Genomic DNA, 18,811 nt, shown 5'->3' with positions numbered 1-18,811 from the left:
GGAGCTAAGAGGTAGCTGCGGGCGTAACAGCCGCCCGCCAAAATTGGTTTTACGCAAATTTGGCTCCAGAACGCCTCACAAACCCCGTTTATTTTCTTAAAAACTTCAATGGTAAAGATAGCCGAAAGCTGGCGGCCCGTGTTGGCCGACGAGTTCGAAAAACCGTATTTTCAGCGCCTCATTGCGTTTGTGAAGGGTGAATATGCCACCGCCACGGTTTACCCGGCGGGCTCCCAGATTTTCCACGCCTTTGAGGCCACGCCGTTCGACAAAGTCAAAGTCGTGATTCTGGGCCAGGACCCGTACCACGGCAAAAACCAGGCGCACGGCCTGTCGTTTTCGGTGCAGGACGGGCAGCGCACGCCCCCCTCGCTCGTCAATATTTTCAAGGAACTGCAGGCCGATATTCCCGGCACGCCGCCCCCCACCAACGGCAACCTCGACCGCTGGGCCGAACAAGGCGTGCTACTCCTGAACGCCACGCTCACCGTGCGCGCCAGCGAGCCCGCCTCGCACCAGAAAAAAGGCTGGGAGGAGTTTACCGACGAAGTTATCCGCAAGGTTTCCAATGAGAAGAAACACGTCGTGTTCATCCTCTGGGGCGCTTACGCGGGCAAGAAATCGGAGCTGATTGACGAACGCAAGCACTTGGTTATAAAATCAGTGCATCCATCGCCCTACGCGGCTGATAAAGGGTTTTTCGGCAGCAAGCCGTTCAGCAAAGCCAATGCCTGGCTGGTAGAGCACGGGCTGACGCCGGTGAAGTGGTAAGAGACTGAGTGCTCAACAAAAAAAGCCCGCTATCGAGCGGGCTTTTTTGTGTCTATTAAGGCCAGTTATATTAATGGATAATATTAAACAGGCGGCTCCAGCGGATTTTGTGCCAGAAGTCGGCGTTGGGGTCCGTAGAGAGCCAGATGAGGACGGCTTTGCCCACCACATGGTCTTCGGGCACGAAGCCCCAGAAGCGCGAGTCTTCTGAATTGTGGCGGTTGTCGCCCATCATCATATAGTAATTCTGCTTCACGGTGTAGCTGGTGAGCTGTTTGCCGTTTTGGTAAATCATGCCGTCCTGCCAGGTAATGCCTTCGTTGTGCTCGTAGCGGGCCACGATTTTGTAGTAGATGGCGGCGTTGGCGGGGGAGAGGGCAATGGTCTGGCCCTTCTTGGGGATGGGCAGCGGGCCGTAGTTGTCGAGGTTCCAGTTGCGCGGAGTGGCGCTCATGGCCGCCGAACCGTGGAAATCGGCCACGTCCGGGAAGAGCTGCACCTGCGGCTGGAGCACCGTCATGGCCTTCACGTAGGGCTGCTTTTTGAAGTAGTCGGCGGCCGCCTGGGTGCAGCTGATGGTGTAGCCATAAGTACCCTGCGTGGGGCCGGGCACGGCCTGGGGCAGGCCCCCGGGGGCTTCGTAATCAACCACGCCCTGGCTACGTAGGGCGGCCAGCACCTCATCATTGGGGTTATCAACCTGCATGAAATAAGTGGTTTGCAGGCCGGGAGGCGTCACACCGGGTTTCCCGTTGAGGAACACCTGGCCGTCTTTAATTTCGAGGGTATCGCCGGCGATGGCTACGCAGCGCTTGATGTAGTTGGTGCGCAGGTCGGCCGGGTATTGGGTTTCGTGGGGCACGTGGAATACCACCACATCATTGCGCTTGATTTCGGAGAAGCCCGGCAGCCGGTAGGTAGGCAGCTGAATGAGGTCAGAGTAGCTTTTTAGGCCCGTACCCCAGAGGGTTTGGTGCGTGAGGGGCACCTGCAAAGGCGTTTGGGGCGTGATGGGGCCGTAGTGCAACTTGCTCACAAACAAGTAGTCACCCACCAGTAGCGACGACTCCATGCTAGGCGAGGGAATGGTGTACGCCTCAAATGTGGCCCAGCGGATGAGCGTGGCGGCCACGATGGCAAAAATCAGCGAATCGGCCCATTCGCGGGTTTTCGTTTTGGGCGGCTGGGGCGGGGCAGTGGGGTCGGTTTTGAGCAATGACATGGGGGAGCAAGCTTGGGCTTGGCAATGAAAATCAGGCAAAGAAACGCAGCAGAACGCGAGGCCGGCGTATGGCCACTCGCCAAAGCTGGAAGGACTACAAATCCAGCAGCTCTTTCATTCCGAAAACGCCTGGGCGGCCGGGCAGCCACTCGGCCGCCAGCAGGGCTCCAAGGGCAAAGCCCTCGCGGCTGTGGGCCTCGTGCTTCAGCTCCAGGGTGTCTACATCAGAAGTATAAGTAACGATGTGCGTGCCCACCGCGTCGCCGGTGCGCTCGCTGATGATGGCCAGCTCGGCCGGCATCTCGGCGGGGGCGTTGCGCCAGGTGGTTTTGGCGGGGAAGTGGCGCAGGATGCCTTCGGCGGCCGTGAGGGCGGTACCGCTGGGCTGGTCGATTTTCTGGGTGTGGTGGATTTCGCGCATTGCCACGTCGTAGCCCCCGAACTGGGCCATTTTGGCCGCGATGTACTCGTTGAAGTGGAAGAACAGGTTCACGCCCACGCTGTAGTTGGAGGCATAGAAGAGGCTGCCGCCCAGCTCGGTGGTTAAGGCGCGGGCTTCCTCAAAATGATGCAGCCAGCCCGTAGAACCGCACACCACGGGAATGCCCTGGCCCAGGCAGGTCATCACGTTGGCAAAAGCCGAATCGGGATGGGTGAATTCGATGGCGACATCAACGGTTTCCGGGGTAAAATCGGCAATGATGGACTGGCTGGCGTGCAGGTCCACGATGCCCGCGATTTCGTGCCCGCGTTGGGCGGCCAGTGCGCCAATGGTCTGGCCCATTTTGCCGTAGCCGATAAGGAGAATTCTCATTTTCAGGGTAGTCGGAGTTCAGTAAGTAGCAGTTAGAAAGGCGAAACTGCCGCCAAGGGCTTATTTCACGCGCAGCGCAAACATAACGCCCGGTGTCGTGGGCAGGAAATTTGTCTGGCCGGGTGCGGTCATCATTCGGGGCTCCCAGTGCAGGCTTAGGTCGTCGCTCACGTCAAAATCCTGCAGGTGGGCATCCACCAGCGCATCCACGATTTGCAGGCCGTAGGCGAGTCCGATATAGAGGTAGAAAATGTCGCGGTAGCCGCGGTAAAATATTACGCCGCTGTTGAGGCCGTCTACGCTGCGCACCAGGTTAGCACCGCTTTTAAAGTCCGGGTCGAGCAGCTTCTTGCGGCCGGCCGTCACCTCATTATAGGCGTAAGCGAAATCGCTGTAATGCTTCTGGTAATAGTATTCGCCATAAATTACCCCGCCCAGCGCGCCGTACACGAGGGGCAATTTCCAGTAGCGGTGGTTGTAAATCTGGCCCGCGCCGGGCAACACCAGCGCCAGCATGGCCGCCTTTCCGGGCCGCGTGAGGCGGATGCCCTTGAAGCCAAAGGCCCGGAACATGTGCTCGGTGCGCTTGGCCGAGTCGGCGGCGGCTTTTTGCTTTTTGGCTGCTGGCGACACCACTACCTCCCGGCGCTCGGTGGTATCGGGTATAATGGTCGTGGGCGTGGCAGGAGTGATGGTGGAAGGCGGCCCAAACACCTGCGCCTGAGCGTGATAACTGCTCAGCAGCCCGCCGGCCAGCAGGGCCAGCCCCGCGAGGTAGGAATACAGATTTTTCATGGCAAGCCTGTTAACGAGAAACGCCGGCGTTTAGCGCATGGGGCAATGACGGGCGAGAAACGGTCGTCGCGTTCTATTGGCCCGGGCTGCGCATCCGGCGGGACAACGGGCTTACGACGGCTGCAGAATGTGCAGGATGCGCTGCATGTCCTCCACCGAATCGAAGGCAATTTTGATTTCGCCGTTGCCCTTAGACGTAGGGCGCACCTGCACACGCGAGCCAAACCGGTCGGTGAGGTGGCGCTCGGCGCGGCGGATTTCGGCCACCGGCACGGCCGATGGGGCCGGGGTAGCATCGCCCTCGGCTTTGGGCTTGGCCTCGGCGCCGTTGCGGCCAAAACCGTTGCGCACCAATTCTTCCACGCGGCGCACGGAGAGTTCTTCGGCCACGGTTTTGCGGAACAGTTCCACCTGCAGCTTGGGGTCGTCGAGGCCGATGAGGGCGCGGGCATGGCCCATGCTGATTTCGGCGTCGCGCAGGCCAATCTGCACATCGGGCGGCAGCTTCAGCAGGCGCAGGTAGTTGGTCACGGTCGTGCGGTTCTTGCCCACGCGGTCGCCCAGCTCTTCCTGGCGCAGGTTGCACTCGCTCAGCAGGCGCTGGTAGCTGAGGGCAATTTCGATGGCATTCAGGTTTTCGCGCTGAATGTTCTCAATCAGGGCCATTTCCAGCATCTGCTGGTCATCGGCCTTGCGGATGTAGGCCGGAATCGTCTCCAGACCCGCCAGTTTGGAAGCCTGCAAACGGCGCTCGCCCGAAATCAGCTGGTAGGAGTTGGTGCCGAGCTGGCGCAGGGTCACGGGCTGGATAATGCCCTGAATTTTAATGCTATCGGCCAGTTCCTGCAGCGCCTCCTTGTCGAAATGAGTGCGGGGTTGGTAAGGGTTGGCCTCGATGTGCTCGACGGCGATGAAGCCCACCGAGTTGACGGGGTGCGACACGAGCCGGTCGCCGGAGCCGGGCCGGTCGCCCTTTTTCTCGTAGCTGCCTTCAATCAGGGCGTTGAGGCCCCGGCCCAGCCCACCTTTGCGTTTCACTGCGGCGGCGGCGGCCAGGGCAGCTTGCAATTTCTCTTCGTTCTTCTCTAGCGGCATAGTTCATCGGCCGCGCCCATAAAAGGCCTGCGGCAACGGATGTCAAAATTACGGATTGTTGGGCGAAGGGCAAGCCGATAAGTTTGGCGCGGGCGGTTGCGGTTAAAATCAGTCTCCAATATCCTGGAGTTGCACAAAGATTTACGACATTGGATTTTGGTGAAGCGCAAGTACCTCAACGACTTCACAGACCCCAATTCTCCTGCCTTCGTGCAAGTAGCCCCGTACGCCGCGTTTGATGTGCAGGCAGTGAAAGGCGCGATAAGCTGGATTAATGATAAACATATCAGCTAGCCCGTGTTGGGGCATGGGCTCTCCTTCGGGCAACATTTGGCCGGATGCCGTGATAAACTCCGGCCAAATCATGAAGAGCTGATTACGCTTAGCTATGCTTTCGTCTTCGTAAGAGAAATCCCAGCGAATATGTTGAAAATGGGGCGTCTTACGCCCGCCTTCTTCGACACTGAAGAGGCTGTAGCTTACTCTGAAATCTGGTGGCAGGTGTTCAGCGTAAGAAGCCATTGTCATCAGCATGGAATACTTCTATGCCCAACCGACACACAATCAGTTGTCGATTACGGTCATCAAAACCGCAGAATTGGCCACTAATTGTGCTTTTCAAATCAGGATAGTCATCAGGAAATATCATGCCGCCCGGTTTGATTATTCCAAAGTCAGGGATTCTCATTAATACGGGAAACCCGTGTCCTGAATTGAAGAAAACACCAAAAACGGTTCGGGCGAAAATTTCTCCCGTAAGCACCGTACCTAAAGGTAACTGCTGCTTTAAGTGATTCCACTCATCTACTCGGTGAGCTTCGCGAGAAATCAGGCTATCAAAAGGCAGGTTATCGATTGTTTCAAAAATCATAACCCCAGCAAGATACAGCCCTAAATCCGCTCGTCTTCCGCCGTTTCTTCGGTGGCTTCCACGCTGTTTTTCTCCACGATTTCGCGGGCCAGATTGAGGTAGCTGATGGAGCCTTTGCTCTCGGCGTCGTGCAGAATGACGGGGATGCCGAAGCTGGGCGACTCGCTCAGCTTCACGTTGCGGGGGATGATGGTGTCGAAGGCCAGCTGCTGGAAGTGCATGCGGACTTCTTCCACCACCTGGTTGGAGAGGCGCAGGCGCACGTCGTACATCGTGAGCAGGATGCCTTCGATTTCGAGCTCGGTGTTGAGACGGCTCTGAATGATTTTGATGGTATTCAGGAGCTTACCCAAACCTTCCAATGCGAAATACTCGCACTGTACCGGGATGATGACCGAGTGCGCGGCCGTAAGGGCGTTGACCGTGATGAGGCCGAGCGAGGGCGAGCAGTCAATGATGATGAAATCGTACTCGGCGGCGAGGGGGCGCAGGGCCTCCTTCATTTTCTCCTCGCGGTTGGGCAGGTTTATCATCTCCACCTCGGCGCCCACCAGGTCGATGTGAGAGGGCATGAGGTCGAGGTGGGGCAGAATATTGGTGGGCACGATGATGTCCTGGGCGTTGATGCCGTCCACCATGCACTCGTAGATGCTGTTCTGGATGTCCTTGGGGTCGTAGCCCACGCCCGAAGTAGCGTTGGCCTGGGGGTCGGCGTCGACGAGCAGGGTCCGGTAGTCCAGGGCGGCCAGGGATGCCGCGAGGTTAATGGAGGTAGTGGTTTTGCCCACCCCGCCTTTCTGATTGGCTACCGCGATGATTTTTCCCATGAGTCTCTCTAGTTGTCAGTTGTTCGTTGTCAGTTGTTAGTCGTTCAGTGCTTCATCATCAGTGAGTGGGCTTTTTACGGCCTTCTGGCTACTACCTGATAACAAACAACGGCCAACTAAAAACTAATAACTTTTGCCGTAGCATTGCACAAAGATACATTCTTTCCCTGTTCGCATGGCCCCTTTTTTGGCTCGTTGGGCTAGCTTATTGGCTAAACCTTTTGGATTCTGGCTGGGTGCGCTGGCGCTGGCCGGCTGCCACGACGCGGCCCGCCCGGCAGCCGACGAGCGCCGCGTATTCCGCTACAACCAACCCGAAGCGCTGTCATCGCTCGACCCGGCTTTTGCCCGCAACCAAGCCAATACCTGGGCGGTGTCGCAGCTCTACAATGGACTGGTGGAACTTGATTCGACCTTGCAGCCGGTGCCGTCACTGGCCCGGCGCTACACGATTTCGCCCGATGGTAAAACGTACACATTCGTGCTACGGCCGGGCGTTCGGTTTCACAACAGCGACGTTTTTGCCGGTGGTGGTAAGGGCCGGGAGGTGAAGGCCCAGGATTTCGTCTATTCCTTCAAGCGCATTCTCGACCCGGCCACGGCCAGCTCGGGCGGCTGGATTTTCCGGGGCAAGGTGCTGGAGAAGCCTGATGGCAGCATCAGCGACACGGCTTTTGTGGCGGCGAATGACTCCACGCTGCGCATTCATTTAAAGGAGCCGTTCATTCCCTTTCTGGGCATCCTCACCATGCCATATGCCTACGTGGTGCCGCACGAGGCCGTGGAAAAGTATGGTAAAGATTTCCGCGAGCATCCAGTGGGCACGGGGCCGTTCCGGTTCAAACTGTGGGATGAAGGCAACGTGTTGCTGTATGAGCGCAACCCCGACTACTGGCGCGCCGACCGGCAGGGCCACAAACTGCCGTACCTGGACGCCGTGGCGGTGAGCTTCCTGCCCGACCGCAAAACCGAGTTTCTGACCTTTATGCAGGGCAAGCTGGATTTCCTGTCGGGCATCCGGGCCGGCTCGCGCGACCTCATTATGCACCCCGACGGCACTATTCGGGAGGACTTTAAGGGCAAGTTCACGGTGCAGAAAGCGCCGTACCTGAACACCGAGTATCTGGGCATTCAGCTCGATTCGGCCAATCTGATTGGCGAACAGGCCGTGCAGGGCCGGGCCTTGCGCGACAAACGTGTGCGCCAGGCCCTGAACTACGCCCTCAACAAGCCCGAAATGCTGACCTACCTGCTAAACCGGGTGGGCCACGCCGGCACCTCGGGCTTCGTGCCCACGGCGCTGCCTTCGTTTTCCGAAAAAGAGGTGCCCGGCTACACCTACCAGCCGCAGAAGGCGCGCCAGCTGCTGCGCGCCGCCGGCTACGGGCCGCAGCGCCCGCTGAAGCTGCGTCTCAGCACCGTGCTGGAACGCAAGGAGATAGGCGAGTACTTGCAGAAACAGTGGGCCGATGTGGGCGTGCAGGTGCAGATTGACATCAACCAATCTGCTGCGCAGCAGGACTTGGTGGACAACGGCCGCGTGGCCTTCTTTGCCAAAAGCTGGCTGGGCGATTATCCCGACGCCGAAAATTACCTGGCGCTGTTCTACAGCCCTAATTTCAGTCCCGCCGGACCCGACAAAACCCACTTCAAAAGCGCGGCCTACGATAAGCTCTACGATGAAGCCCGCCGTACCCAGGACGTGGTCAAGCGCACCAAGCTGTACCAGGCCATGGACCGGATTGTGGTGGAAGAATCGCCTGTTATTAGCCTGTACTACGATGAGGTAGTGCGTCTTACGCAGAACAACGTGCGCGGCCTCACCCCAAACCCCATGAACCAGCTGCTGCTTGAGCGCGTGCGTAAGGAATAGCTTTTCACCAAGACAAACCAGATGATGCGGTACTCCCGAATGATATTGGCGGCATTCCTAACGGCTGCCGCAATGGGTCCGGCGCACGCGCAAACGACAACTCCAACTGCTGCAACGCCGTTGGCCATCGGCCAAACCTTCACGCTCGAATCCAAGGCGCTGGGCGAAACGCGGCGCATCAACGTGTATTTGCCGGCGGCTTACACCGACTCGGCCACGGTCCGGCTGCCGGTGCTGTACATGCCCGATGGCGGCATTGCCGAGGATTTTCTGCATGTGGCGGGCCTCGTGCAGGTGCTCACGGGCAATGGCACCATGCGGCCATTTATCCTGGTGGGCATCGAAAACACCCAGCGGCGGCGCGACCTCACCGGCCCCACTACCAATGCCGAGGATAAAAAGATTGCGCCCAAAGTCGGCGGCTCGGCCGCGTACCGGCAGTTTATCCGCGAGGAGTTGATGCCGCAGGTGAAGCAGCGCTATCGAACTACGTCGGAAACGGCCATCGTGGGCGAGTCGCTGGCCGGGCTGTTCGTGGTCGAAACGCTTTTGCTGGAGCCCAAACTCTTCAACACCTACCTCGCCTTCGACCCCAGCCTGTGGTGGAACAACGGCCAGTTGGCCGCGCAATCCAGCACCTTATTGCAAAAAAGCCGTCCGGCAGCAACCGTGTACCTGGCCACCAGCATCCACGGCGACACGGTCGCCACCCGCCACCTAGTGGCGCTGGCCCAGTCCCAGGCGACGCGCCTGGGCAACTGGCACTACGAGGCAATGCCGGAGGAAACGCACGCCACGATTTACCACCCGGCGGCGCTCAAAGCATTTCGGGCAGTTTTTAAGCCGCAGACAAAAGGAAAACGCTAGCTAGCGGAGTTATTTCTCTACGCCGTTCAGCTGAGCCAGCTGGTCAAACTGGTTGCCGAGGTAGGTGAAATAATTTTTCACGTTCTCCGGGGCGTTGTTTTCGGCCGTTACTTTTTTGAGGGTACCGTCGGGCTGGCGAATGGTGACGATGGTGCTCGGTAGGTCGGTTGCGCCGCTCCGGTATTCCTTCTCGAAGGTTTCAAAGTGCGCTTCCTTGGCCTGACGCAGCATATCGGCCACGGCGCTGGCAGGCAGCTTGAGTTCATGTTTGCCCATCATTGGCACGGAGTGACGGCCTTCGTAAGCCACGCGGCCATCGGCATATACCTGCATAATGTAGGCCGGGCAGCGCCCGTAACAGGGGGTGCGCTCGAAGGTGAGAACTGGGCCGGCGGCCGTGGACGTGGTGGCTTTGGTGGTAGCAACGGACTTTTTGCTGGCCTTCTTAACCTTTACTTTTTTGGTGGGCGCATGTTGGGCGCTGGCGGGCAGCACGAAGCTGAGACTAAAGAAACTGAGCAGCAGCAGGAGCGAGAAGTAGCGCATGGCGGTTGGGGAAATAGCGTGAGAGCGTAAAAATAGGCTCACAAAAAACGGTCATCCGAAAACCATGCCTGGTTTGTAGGATGACCGTTTTATGGTCTGTCATCCTGAGCGGAGCGAAGGACCTTATCCCATCGGTAATAAGGTCCTTCGCTCCGCTCAGGATGACAAACGGATTGTAGTAGCTACGACTTCTTGCGGGCCTGGGCCTCGCGCTCCTGCGCGGCTTTCATGGCTTCGGCGATGCGGCCCTGGATGCCGCCGGGCTTCTTGTCCTTGTTTTTGATTTTGTTGGCGTCGAGTTGGGCGCGGATTTTCGTGTCGTCCACGAAGGTCTTCGTGATGGCCTGCTGGGCGAAGGTGATGACGTTGGACACGAAGTAGTACCAGGTTAGGCCCGCCGCGAAGCTGTTCAGTACGAACAGGAAGATGATGGGCATCAGGTAGCTGTATGTCTTCATCGGGCCCTGCATGGCCGTGTTGGTCTGGTTGCTCTGCCAGGTCATGAGCAGGGTAGAGGCCGTCATCATCAGCGTGAACATCGAAACGTGGTCGCCGTACCATTTCACGTAGAAGGGCAGCTTGATGAATACGTCGTAGCTGCTCAAGTCCTTGGCCCACAAGAAGCTTTGCTGGCGCAGCTCGATGGCGTTCGGGAAGAACTGGAACATGGCGAACAGAATCGGCAGCGTGAGCAGGGTGGGCACGCAGCCGCTCAGGGGGCTCACGCCGAATTCCTGGTACAGCTTCATGGTTTCCTGCTGCACCTTGGTGGCGTCGTCGCCGTGCTTGGCTTTCAGTTCGTCAATCTCCGGCTTCAGCACTTTCATGCGGGCCTGGCTCTCGTAGGTTTTGTAAGTGAGCGGCCAGGTTACCAGCTTGATAAGCAGCACCAGCAGCGCGATAATAACGCCGTAGGACGAAATGAACTGTTCCAAGAAGTGGAACACCGGCAGTACCACAAACCGGTTCACCCAGCGGAACAGGCCCCAGCCGAGGTACACGTTGCGGTCAAACTCCGGCGTCACGGCCTTGAGCAGGTTGAAGGAGTTTGGGCCGAAGAAGAAACGGTACTGGCCGCGCCCTTGCTCCACCTCGGCCACCGGAATGGTCAGCGTCGAGCTCAGGGTTTTGATGGTCGTGGAATCGGCCAGGTTCACGTCGGCGTTGAAGGCGCCGCCCGCGAAAGGCTGCTGGTCGGCAATGAGGCCGGCCACGAAGAAATCGTGCTTGTGGGCGGCCCATTTCACGGGGCCGGCGGCCTTGTACTCCTCGGGCTTCTCGCTGGCTTCAGCCAGCGCGCCCTGGTCGCCGGCGGCCAGGTAGTGGTTGATGGTGGTGTGGTTGCGGTTCTGCTTGAGGTCCTGCTCGGTCTGGCGCACCTGGTCCACGAAAGTGAAGGTGAGCGGCTCCTGCGCCACGGTGCGCTCCAGGCCCAGCAGGCGCAGGTCGTACTTCAGCTCGAAGCTGTTAGCGGGCAGCGAGTAGGTCTGCACGATGCTGCCGCCGGCTACCGGTGCGCTGAAGGTCAGCGTCGAACCACCGGCCGTTTGCGACGGCACGGCCTGGAAATTCAAATCCGAAAACTTAATGGTTTTGCCATCCACCGTCCGGAATTTGGTGTCCATCCGGGCGCTTTTGGCATCGAACAAATCGAGCGGCTGGCCGAAGAACGTCTTGTACTTGTTCATCCGCACGGCCGTCACGCGGCCGCCGCGGGTCGAGAAGGTGATGGTCAGGTTCTCGTTGGCGAGGGTCACGTCCTTGGCCGCACCGGCCGTGGTGTCGAGGGCGGCTTCCGGCGCAAGGGCCGTGGGAGCGGCGGGCGTGGCGCCAGTCTGAGCGGCGGCAGTGGTTGCGGGCGGAGTTTTGCCGGCGGCTTTTTCATCCGTTTTCTTCGGGCTGAAGAAGAACAGGTACACGAGGAGCAAGGCCGAGATAAGGAACAGGCCGGTTGCTGAATTTCTATCCATTAGTAAAAAAGGTTGCGAAGGGGCAAAGGTACGGGGTTATTGGGCCTCGTCTGTCATGAGAGGAATGTCGTCTGTCATTGCGAGTGGAGCGCAGCGCAACGCGGCAATCCGTCCTGTAAATGCAACCAGCCCTGAGATGTAATGAAGACCTTCATCCTGCCAGTTCTTCCCAAGCGGGGTTATAAGCATTAATCAAGGCCAGCTTCTTTGCTCGCGAGCCAGCCTTGAGCTGTTTCTCGCGAGCAATAGTGGCATTGATGTCAGAGTAAGTTTCGAAATGCACCAACTTGTGCACGTTGTATTGCTTGGTGAAACCTTCGTGCACGCCGGCTTTGTGTTCGGCCACTCTGCGCGTAAGGTCATTAGTAACGCCGAGGTAGAGCACGGTGTGGTTGGCATTAGTGAGCAGGTAGACGTAGTAGGCGCGCACCATATTTTATCTGCAGCAGATTCGTTTGGTGAGGTTGCGTCGTTTGAATCGCATCTCAGAGCCGGGCATTACAAGGCGGTGTCACATCTCAGGGCTAGTCGCATTTACAGGACGGATTGCCGCGTTCCGCTGCGCTCCACTCGCAATGACAGACGTCATCCTGATTACCCCTTGCGGTGCTGAATGGCGGCCCGCACGAACCGCACGAACAGCGGGTGAGGCTGCTCCACGGTGCTTTTCAGCTCGGGATGGAACTGGCCGGCCACGAACCAGGGATGCGTGGGCAGCTCAATTACCTCCACCAGACCGGTTTCCGGGTTGGTACCGGTGGCTTGCAGACCCGATTCTTCGAACTGCTTTAGGTACTGGTTGTTGAACTCGTAGCGGTGGCGGTGGCGCTCGCTGATGTGGTTTTTGGCGTAAGCCTTGGCGGCTTTGGAGCCGCGGCGCAGGTCGCAGGCGTAGGCGCCGAGGCGCATGGTGCCACCTTTCAGCGTCACGTTCTTTTGCTCCTCCATCATGGCCACCACGGGGTTGGGCGTGAGGGAATCCATCTCGGTGGAGTTGGCGTCGAGCAGGCCGAGGACGTTGCGGGCGTATTCCACCACGGCCACCTGCATGCCCAGGCAGATGCCGAAGAACGGAATATTGTGCTCCCGCACGTACTTCACGGCCACAATTTTGCCCTCGAAGCCGCGCTCGCCGAAGCCGGGCGCCACCAGCACGCCATCGCAGCCATGCAGCAGGCCCGCAATGTTTTCGGGCGTGATGTTGTCGGATTGAATGCTGCGCACCGTCACTTTGCACTCATTCTGGGCACCGGCGTGCACGAAGGCTTCGTTGATGGATTTGTAGGCGTCGGGCAGCTCCACGTACTTGCCCACGAGGGCAATGGTCACTTCCTCAGTCGGGTTTTTCAGCTTGCCAAGGAAGTCTTTCCAGGCTTCTAGGTCGGGCTGCGGGGTGCCACCGGTCAGTTTCAGGCGCTTGATAACCCGCTCATCCAAGCCCTCTTTGCGCATCAGCAGGGGCACCGAGTAAATGCTGTCGGCATCGAGGCTTTCGATAACCGAATTGATTTTCACGTTGCAGAACAGCGCGATTTTGCGGCGCATTTCGGCCGGAATCGGGTGCTCGGAGCGGCAGACGAGGATGTCGGGCTGCAGGCCGGCCTCGCGCAAATCGCGCACCGAGTGCTGCGTGGGCTTGGTTTTGAGTTCGCCGGCGGCCTTCAGATAGGGCAGCAGTGTGAGGTGAATGACCAGCGAGTCGTACTCGGGCAACTCCCAGCGGAGCTGGCGCACGGCCTCCACAAAAGGCAGGCTCTCGATGTCGCCGATGCAGCCGCCGATTTCGGTGATAACCACGTCGAACTGGCCGTTCTGGCCCAGCAACAGCATACGCCGCTTGATTTCGTCGGTGATGTGGGGCACCACCTGCACGGTTTTACCCAGGAACGCGCCTTCGCGCTCGCGGCGGATGACGTGGTCGTAGATGCGGCCGGTGGTGACGTTGTTGGCCTGCGAGGTCGGCGTGTTCAGGAACCGCTCGTAGTGGCCGAGGTCGAGGTCGGTTTCGGCCCCATCGTCGGTCACGTAGCACTCGCCGTGCTCGTAAGGGTTGAGCGTACCGGGGTCGATGTTGATGTAGGGGTCGAACTTCTGGATGGTGACTCGGAACCCGCGGGCCTGCAAAAGCTTGGCCAGCGAGGCGGAAATAATTCCTTTGCCGAGTGAAGAAGTGACGCCGCCGGTAACGAAAATAAATTTCGCAGCCGACGCGGAGGGGGAGGGGTTGGAGCGTTCGGGCATGACGGGAGTCAAAAGTACGGCATCTGAATTTGGCAGGCCGGAAAATTTGCGCGGCGGCGAAGCGCCAACGCGGGGCCGCCAGCAGAAAAAAGACCGGTTCGATTCCGCAAACGATTGCAAAACCAATTGGAAATGAGTACATTTATTAATGGCACATTTCATCAATCACCTCGTCCAATCCTGGGGCCTGGCCCCGGTGCATTACTGGCACCTGCGCCTGCTATTCGCCCTGCTGCTCGTACCCTTGCTCGGGGTACTCTACGTGGTGCTCTTCGACCGACCCAAGCGCCCGACGACGGGCCGGCAGCTCTGGCACCGGTAGGAGCAATGCCGGGTGAACGGAGCGGTGTGTGGTCATCGGCTGATGTACCACGCCCGTCATGCAGCGCGCAGCGAAGCATCTTTATCGCGCACCGCAATCAGTTACGCTCGCGGTAGAGATGCTTCGCTGCGCGCTGCATGGTGGTTTATTTGTCCGACGTACTTGCGCGGCCTGGCTTTTCTTTGGGTTGTTGAACCCAACCTGGCCCCATGCTGCACGAAAGCCTACTCCTCATTCTCGGCCTGCTCTTCGCCGTGTTTCTGCTGGTGATGCTGGGGCAGAAACTGGGCATTTCCTATCCCATTTTCCTGGTACTGGGCGGGCTGGCACTGAGCTTTGTGCCCGGCCTGCCGCGCGTAGCCATCGCGCCCGACCTCATTTTTCTGATTTTCCTGCCGCCGCTGCTCTACGAAGCGGCCTGGAATACTTCCTGGAACGACTTCTGGCGCTGGCGGCGGGCCATTGGGCTGCTCGCGTTTGGGCTGGTGGCGTTTACCTCGCTCATCGTGGCCTACGTGGCACGGGCCGTCATTCCGGGGTTCACGCTGGCGCTGGGGTTTTTGCTGGGCGGCATCATCTCGCCGCCCGATGCCGTGGCGGCCACTTCGGTGCTACGCGGCATCAAGGTGCCCCGGCGGGTGACGGCCATTCTGGAGGGCGAGAGCCTGATTAACGATGCCAGTAGCCTGATTGTGTTTCGGTTTGCGCTGCTGGCGGTGCTCTCGGGTACGTTTGTGTGGCAGCAGGCGGCCACCAGCTTTTTGCTGGCGAGCAGCATGGGGCTGGCGGTGGGGCTGGGCGTGGCGTATGGCTTTTTTCTCATCCATAAATACCTGCCCACCACGCCCAGCATCAACACGGCGCTCACCTTCATGGCACCCTACGTGATGTACCTGCTGGCCGAGGAATTCCACTTCTCGGGCGTGCTGGCGGTGGTGAGCGGCGGGCTGCTGCTCTCGCACCTCTCACACCGGGTGTTCGATGCCAACACGCGGTTGCAGGCGTATAGCGTGTGGGCCAGCGTAAGCTTCGTGCTGAACGGGCTGGTGTTCATTCTCATCGGTTTGCAGCTGCCCATTGCGGTGGAGGGACTGGGTAACTACTCGTTGCAGCAAGCCATTACCTATGGCCTGCTGATGAGCGGGCTGGTAATTATGATTCGGCTGCTGTGGATGTACCCGGCGGCTTTTATCCCGCGCTTTCTGAGCCGCAGCATCCGCGCCAGCGAACCCAGTCCGGGCTGGCAGGGCACGTTGGTGCTGGGGTGGGCGGGCATGCGCGGGGTGGTGTCGCTGGCCTCGGCGCTGTCGGTGCCGCTGCTGGCGGCCAATGGGCAGGCATTTCCGCAGCGCAACCTGATTCTGTTCATCACCTTCGTGGTCATTTTGGTAACGCTGGTGCTCCAGGGACTCACGCTGCCGGCCATTATCCGCTTCACCAAAATAGCGGAGCGCGACGACCGCACGCCCCTCGAAGAGCAGGAGGCCGGTGTGCGCCTGCACTTGCGCACCGCCGCCGTGAAACACCTCCAGCGCCAGTATTCCGCCGAGCTGCAGGCCAACGAGCTGGTGGCCCGCCTCCACCAGCGCATGGAAACCGAGGTCAACCTCACCACCCGCACCCTCAATTCGCTGGAAGTTGACGAATCAGGCCGGGATGCCCTGCGCCAGTACCACCGCGTATTGCTCGACGTGCTGCAAGTGGAGCGCGAAACCCTAGAGCACCTGCGCCACCACGACTCCTTCGATGAGGAAGTGCTGCGCCAACAGGAAGCCCAGCTCGATTTGGACGAGGCCAAGGTGAAGCACATCGAGCGGTAGTTTTGCAGCACACGCTTTGGCTTGTGCAGCGGCAGAACGATGCCACCACGACGGGTACAAGCCAAAGCATGTGCTATCCAGTTCTTACACCAGCGTGCGCAGCGCCTCGCGGCTGAAACCGTGCATTTCATCAAGGCGGCCCTGCTCGATTTTCTTCACCCAGTCGGGGTCAACAATCAGCTGGCGGCCCACGGCCACGAGGTCAAACTCGTTGCGGTCGAGCCGGCGCAGTAGCTCCTCGATGCCCTGCGGCTGGGAAGCTTCGCCCGCGAAGCCGGCCAGGAACTCGCCCGACAAGCCCACCGAGCCCACGGTGATGGTGGTTTTGCCGGTGAGCTTTTTCACCCAGCCGGCGAAGTTCAAATCCGAGCCTTCGCTTTCGAACTCGGGCTCCCAGAAGCGGCGCTGCGAGCAGTGGAAAATGTCGACGCCGGCCTCGGCCAGCGGCTGGAGCCACGCTTCCATTTCCCGGGGCGTGTGGGCCAACCTGGCGGCATAATCCTGCTGCTTCCACTGCGAGAGGCGCAGGCTGATGACGAAATCCTCGCCCACCTGGCGGCGCACTTCCTGCACCAGCTCCACGGCCAGGCGGCTGCGCTGGGTCAGCTCGTCGCCGCCGTAGGCATCGGTGCGCTGGTTGAGGCCGGCCCAGAAAAACTGGTCGATGAGGTAGCCGTGGGCCCCGTGCAGTTCTAGGCAGTCGAAGCCCAGGCGCTGGGTATCGGCCGCGGCCCGGCCGAAAGCGGCAATGGTGTCGGTGATGTCGTTTTCGGTCATGGTTTTGCCGGTGGCCTCGCCGGGTTTCAGCAGGCCGGAGGGACCTTCGAAAGCTTCCGACGGCTTCCAGCCGGAGCGGTGCTCGGCCATCACGCCCATGTGCCAGAGCTGCGGGCCCATTTTGCCCCCGGCGGTGTGCACTTCGTCGATGACGTGCTGCCAGCCGGCCAGCGCGGCTTCTCCGTAGAAATGCGGAATGTTGGGGTCGTTCGACGAGGCCGGGCGCTCCACCACGGTGCCTTCGGAGAGGATAAGGCCGACCTGGCCCTCGGCGCGGCGGCGGTAGTAGGCGGCCACATCTGCCCCCGGCACGCCGTTGGGCGAGAAGGCGCGGGTCATGGGGGCCATCACAATGCGGTTTTTTAGGTGCAGTGATTTCAGCGCGAAGGGCGCAAACAGGGCGTTGGTGGACATGAATAAAGGGTTGCTTGTGGCGGATGACGGAAAAGTTGACAACAACAGGGCGGGAGGGGTTTTGATTTTTTGGCCCGTCACGCCGGCTGCGCCAGCCATAATTTCTACCTCAAAAAAGCCACCCCAGCCCCGTTTGCTGCGTAAGTTGCGGCCCATGCTACGTCCGCTCTATTTCCTGCTGCTAGTTACTATTGGTACCACCCAATTATCGGCCTGCGCCCAGGCACCCGAGAAGCCGCCGGTGGCCGCCGCGCCGCAGCCCGGCCCGCGCCTACCCTGGCTCGATTCGCTGCTGGCGGCCTCGCCAGTGCTGGCCCAGCACCAGGTGGGCCTGAGCCTGGCCTATGCCGACAGCGCCAAGCCGTTCTACGGCTACCAGGAAACCAAGTATTTCACGCCGGCCAGCAACATGAAGCTGTTCAGCTTCTACACCGGCCTGCACCTGCTCGGCGACTCGCTGCCCAGCCTGCGCTACTTCAGCCGCAATGACACGCTATTTTTCCAGGGCACCGGCGACCCCACGCTTCTACACGGCGACGTGCCCAGCCGCCGCGCCTTCAATTTCCTGCTGCATCGCCCCGAAAAAAGCCTGGCCTACTGCGCCATTGCCTGCGTGGCCCCCTTCGGCCCCAGCTGGACCTGGGACGACTACGGCTACTACTTCCAGCCCGAGCGCGATGCCTTCCCGATATATGGCAACACCGTGCGTTTTTATGCTACGCCGCCCGCGCCGGTGCGCAACGGCGGGGTGGCAGCCGTGCGGCCGGGGCTGGCAGCGCAGTCGCGGGTACGGGTGCTGCCGCGCTTCTTCGCGCCGCTGGTGGGGCCGGCCGCGCCCGATTTGCTCACGCCCGGCCTGGACAAGGACACCCACGTCATTCGCGCCCTGCACGAAAACCGCTTCTACGTGCTGCCCACCACCAAAAAGTGGGTCGATGAAACCCCGTTCGTTACCAGCAGCGGGCTGATGCTGCGGCTGCTGGGCGACACGCTGCGCCGCGCCACCACCGGGGCTGTGTGGCGCCCCCGGCCGGGGCTGGACTCCATTCGGACCCTCAACGGGCTGCGCGTCGACTCGCTCTACCGCCGCATGCTGCGCGTGAGCGACAACTTCCTAGCCGAGCAGTTGCTGCTAATGTGCAGCACCAAAATCGGACGGCACGACTCGCTCAGCACCGGCCGCGTGATTCGCTACGCCCGCAAAAACCTGCTCACCGGCCTGCCCGACCCCATTTTCTGGGTTGATGGCTCCGGCCTCTCGCGCCTCAACCTCGTCACGCCGCGCACCCTCACGGCGCTGCTGCTCCGGCTGCACCAGGAACTACCCGAGCGCCGCCTGCTGAGCCTGCTGGCGGCCGGCGGCGGCCAGGGCACCCTGCGCAAGCGCTACCACGACGCCGCCGGCCCCTGGGTGTGGGGCAAAACCGGTACCCTGAGCAACAACCTGAATGTGTGCGGCTACCTACGCACCAAAAGCGGCCGCCTGGTGGCCTTCACCTTCATGAACAACAACCACGTGGTGGACAGCGGCGACATGCGCAACGAAGTAGAGCGGGTGCTGCGCCAGGTGCGCGAGCGGCTATAAC

18 protein-coding genes are annotated in these 18,811 nt (G+C 60.1%); 6 read left to right on the top strand and 12 right to left on the bottom strand.

Features of this window, described 5'->3' with window-relative positions; all coding sequences use genetic code 11:
• The first annotated feature begins 108 nt into the window (after positions 1 to 108).
• Positions 109 to 771: a uracil-DNA glycosylase gene (locus ACYVM5_RS01330; RefSeq protein WP_460616379.1), complete on the top strand. Its 663-nt coding sequence runs from the start codon at positions 109 to 111 to the stop codon at positions 769 to 771.
• Positions 772 to 841: 70 nt separating this feature from the next.
• On the opposite strand, the gene lepB is transcribed toward ACYVM5_RS01330, so the two are convergent.
• The 7 genes from lepB to ACYVM5_RS01295 form a co-directional block, all read right to left on the bottom strand.
• Positions 842 to 1,993, bottom strand: coding sequence for a S26 family signal peptidase (lepB, locus tag ACYVM5_RS01325; protein ID WP_460616378.1), 1,152 nt, complete (start codon positions 1,991 to 1,993; stop codon positions 842 to 844).
• Positions 1,994 to 2,087: 94 nt separating this feature from the next.
• Positions 2,088 to 2,807: a 4-hydroxy-tetrahydrodipicolinate reductase gene (gene dapB, locus ACYVM5_RS01320; protein WP_460616377.1), complete on the bottom strand. Its 720-nt coding sequence runs from the start codon at positions 2,805 to 2,807 to the stop codon at positions 2,088 to 2,090.
• Positions 2,808 to 2,867: 60 nt separating this feature from the next.
• Positions 2,868 to 3,602 carry a DUF5683 domain-containing protein gene (locus ACYVM5_RS01315; RefSeq protein WP_460616376.1) on the bottom strand — a complete coding sequence of 245 codons (735 nt, stop codon included), beginning with the start codon at positions 3,600 to 3,602 and terminating at the stop codon, positions 2,868 to 2,870.
• 111 nt (positions 3,603 to 3,713) lie between these two features.
• Complete coding sequence (locus ACYVM5_RS01310) at positions 3,714 to 4,697, bottom strand: ParB/RepB/Spo0J family partition protein (protein WP_460616375.1); 984 nt, start codon at positions 4,695 to 4,697, stop codon at positions 3,714 to 3,716.
• Between the two features lie 141 nt (positions 4,698 to 4,838).
• Complete coding sequence (locus ACYVM5_RS01305; RefSeq protein ID WP_460616374.1) at positions 4,839 to 5,219, bottom strand: hypothetical protein; 381 nt, start codon at positions 5,217 to 5,219, stop codon at positions 4,839 to 4,841.
• The gene (locus tag ACYVM5_RS01300; RefSeq protein ID WP_460616373.1) at positions 5,203 to 5,568 is read right to left on the bottom strand and encodes a hypothetical protein; all 366 of its coding nucleotides are present in this window, start codon (positions 5,566 to 5,568) and stop codon (positions 5,203 to 5,205) included. Before ACYVM5_RS01300 ends, ACYVM5_RS01305 begins: the two co-directional genes overlap by 17 nt.
• 20 nt (positions 5,569 to 5,588) lie before the next feature.
• Positions 5,589 to 6,395, bottom strand: a complete 807-nt coding sequence (locus ACYVM5_RS01295; RefSeq protein ID WP_198067939.1) for a ParA family protein — start codon at positions 6,393 to 6,395, stop codon at positions 5,589 to 5,591.
• A 208-nt stretch (positions 6,396 to 6,603) separates the two neighbouring features.
• Between ACYVM5_RS01295 and ACYVM5_RS01290 the strand changes: the two genes are divergently transcribed.
• Positions 6,604 to 8,268, top strand: a complete 1,665-nt coding sequence (locus tag ACYVM5_RS01290; protein WP_460616372.1) for an ABC transporter substrate-binding protein — start codon at positions 6,604 to 6,606, stop codon at positions 8,266 to 8,268.
• Positions 8,269 to 8,388: 120 nt separating this feature from the next.
• On the top strand, positions 8,389 to 9,135 hold the full coding sequence (locus tag ACYVM5_RS01285; RefSeq protein WP_460616371.1) for an alpha/beta hydrolase: 747 nt from the start codon (positions 8,389 to 8,391) through the stop codon (positions 9,133 to 9,135).
• 9 nt (positions 9,136 to 9,144) lie between these two features.
• On the opposite strand, the gene ACYVM5_RS01280 is transcribed toward ACYVM5_RS01285, so the two are convergent.
• From ACYVM5_RS01280 to ACYVM5_RS01265, 4 genes are all read right to left on the bottom strand, one after another.
• Positions 9,145 to 9,681 carry a DUF6438 domain-containing protein gene (locus tag ACYVM5_RS01280; RefSeq protein ID WP_460616370.1) on the bottom strand — a complete coding sequence of 179 codons (537 nt, stop codon included), beginning with the start codon at positions 9,679 to 9,681 and terminating at the stop codon, positions 9,145 to 9,147.
• A gap of 182 nt (positions 9,682 to 9,863) precedes the next feature.
• Entirely contained in the window at positions 9,864 to 11,651 is a 1,788-nt protein-coding gene (gene yidC / locus ACYVM5_RS01275; protein ID WP_460616369.1) for a membrane protein insertase YidC, read from the bottom strand.
• A gap of 151 nt (positions 11,652 to 11,802) precedes the next feature.
• Positions 11,803 to 12,084: a GIY-YIG nuclease family protein gene (locus tag ACYVM5_RS01270; protein WP_460616368.1), complete on the bottom strand. Its 282-nt coding sequence runs from the start codon at positions 12,082 to 12,084 to the stop codon at positions 11,803 to 11,805.
• Positions 12,085 to 12,245: 161 nt separating this feature from the next.
• A complete protein-coding gene (locus ACYVM5_RS01265; protein ID WP_460616367.1) occupies positions 12,246 to 13,892 on the bottom strand; it encodes a CTP synthase in 1,647 nt (548 codons plus the stop codon).
• Between the two features lie 148 nt (positions 13,893 to 14,040).
• Here ACYVM5_RS01265 and ACYVM5_RS01260 point away from each other — a divergent pair, with 148 nt between their 5' ends.
• Together ACYVM5_RS01260 and ACYVM5_RS01255 are read left to right on the top strand one after the other, a co-directional pair.
• Entirely contained in the window at positions 14,041 to 14,214 is a 174-nt protein-coding gene (locus ACYVM5_RS01260) for a hypothetical protein (protein ID WP_198067945.1), read from the top strand.
• A 209-nt stretch (positions 14,215 to 14,423) separates the two neighbouring features.
• On the top strand, positions 14,424 to 16,034 hold the full coding sequence (locus ACYVM5_RS01255; RefSeq protein WP_460616366.1) for a cation:proton antiporter: 1,611 nt from the start codon (positions 14,424 to 14,426) through the stop codon (positions 16,032 to 16,034).
• An 84-nt stretch (positions 16,035 to 16,118) separates the two neighbouring features.
• Here ACYVM5_RS01255 and ACYVM5_RS01250 read toward each other — a convergent pair whose 3' ends face one another.
• A complete protein-coding gene (locus ACYVM5_RS01250) occupies positions 16,119 to 17,225 on the bottom strand; it encodes an NADH:flavin oxidoreductase (RefSeq protein WP_460616365.1) in 1,107 nt (368 codons plus the stop codon).
• A gap of 154 nt (positions 17,226 to 17,379) precedes the next feature.
• Here ACYVM5_RS01250 and ACYVM5_RS01245 point away from each other — a divergent pair, with 154 nt between their 5' ends.
• On the top strand, positions 17,380 to 18,810 hold the full coding sequence (locus ACYVM5_RS01245; RefSeq protein ID WP_460616364.1) for a D-alanyl-D-alanine carboxypeptidase: 1,431 nt from the start codon (positions 17,380 to 17,382) through the stop codon (positions 18,808 to 18,810).
• Position 18,811: the final 1 nt, after the last annotated feature.

The organism is Hymenobacter ruber (assembly GCF_054783255.1).
The sequence above is the reverse complement of the archived record's forward strand: the minus strand, read 5'-3'. Positions and strand labels throughout refer to the sequence as shown.

Excerpts from the sequence above, each read along its gene's own strand:
- lepB (WP_460616378.1), bottom strand. The coding sequence starts at position 1,993 with ATGTCATTGCTCAAAACCGACCCCACTGCCCCGCCCCAGCCGCCCAAA.
- yidC (WP_460616369.1), bottom strand. The coding sequence starts at position 11,651 with ATGGATAGAAATTCAGCAACCGGCCTGTTCCTTATCTCGGCCTTGCTC.
- ACYVM5_RS01260 (WP_198067945.1), top strand. The coding sequence starts at position 14,041 with ATGGCACATTTCATCAATCACCTCGTCCAATCCTGGGGCCTGGCCCCG.
- ACYVM5_RS01330 (WP_460616379.1), top strand. The coding sequence starts at position 109 with ATGGTAAAGATAGCCGAAAGCTGGCGGCCCGTGTTGGCCGACGAGTTC.
- ACYVM5_RS01295 (WP_198067939.1), bottom strand. The coding sequence starts at position 6,395 with ATGGGAAAAATCATCGCGGTAGCCAATCAGAAAGGCGGGGTGGGCAAA.
- ACYVM5_RS01315 (WP_460616376.1), bottom strand. The coding sequence starts at position 3,602 with ATGAAAAATCTGTATTCCTACCTCGCGGGGCTGGCCCTGCTGGCCGGC.
- ACYVM5_RS01280 (WP_460616370.1), bottom strand. The coding sequence starts at position 9,681 with ATGCGCTACTTCTCGCTCCTGCTGCTGCTCAGTTTCTTTAGTCTCAGC.
- ACYVM5_RS01265 (WP_460616367.1), bottom strand. The coding sequence starts at position 13,892 with ATGCCCGAACGCTCCAACCCCTCCCCCTCCGCGTCGGCTGCGAAATTT.
- ACYVM5_RS01305 (WP_460616374.1), bottom strand. The coding sequence starts at position 5,219 with ATGGCTTCTTACGCTGAACACCTGCCACCAGATTTCAGAGTAAGCTAC.
- ACYVM5_RS01310 (WP_460616375.1), bottom strand. The coding sequence starts at position 4,697 with ATGCCGCTAGAGAAGAACGAAGAGAAATTGCAAGCTGCCCTGGCCGCC.
- ACYVM5_RS01300 (WP_460616373.1), bottom strand. The coding sequence starts at position 5,568 with ATGATTTTTGAAACAATCGATAACCTGCCTTTTGATAGCCTGATTTCT.
- ACYVM5_RS01250 (WP_460616365.1), bottom strand. The coding sequence starts at position 17,225 with ATGTCCACCAACGCCCTGTTTGCGCCCTTCGCGCTGAAATCACTGCAC.
- ACYVM5_RS01270 (WP_460616368.1), bottom strand. The coding sequence starts at position 12,084 with ATGGTGCGCGCCTACTACGTCTACCTGCTCACTAATGCCAACCACACC.
- ACYVM5_RS01255 (WP_460616366.1), top strand. The coding sequence starts at position 14,424 with ATGCTGCACGAAAGCCTACTCCTCATTCTCGGCCTGCTCTTCGCCGTG.
- dapB (WP_460616377.1), bottom strand. The coding sequence starts at position 2,807 with ATGAGAATTCTCCTTATCGGCTACGGCAAAATGGGCCAGACCATTGGC.
- ACYVM5_RS01245 (WP_460616364.1), top strand. The coding sequence starts at position 17,380 with ATGCTACGTCCGCTCTATTTCCTGCTGCTAGTTACTATTGGTACCACC.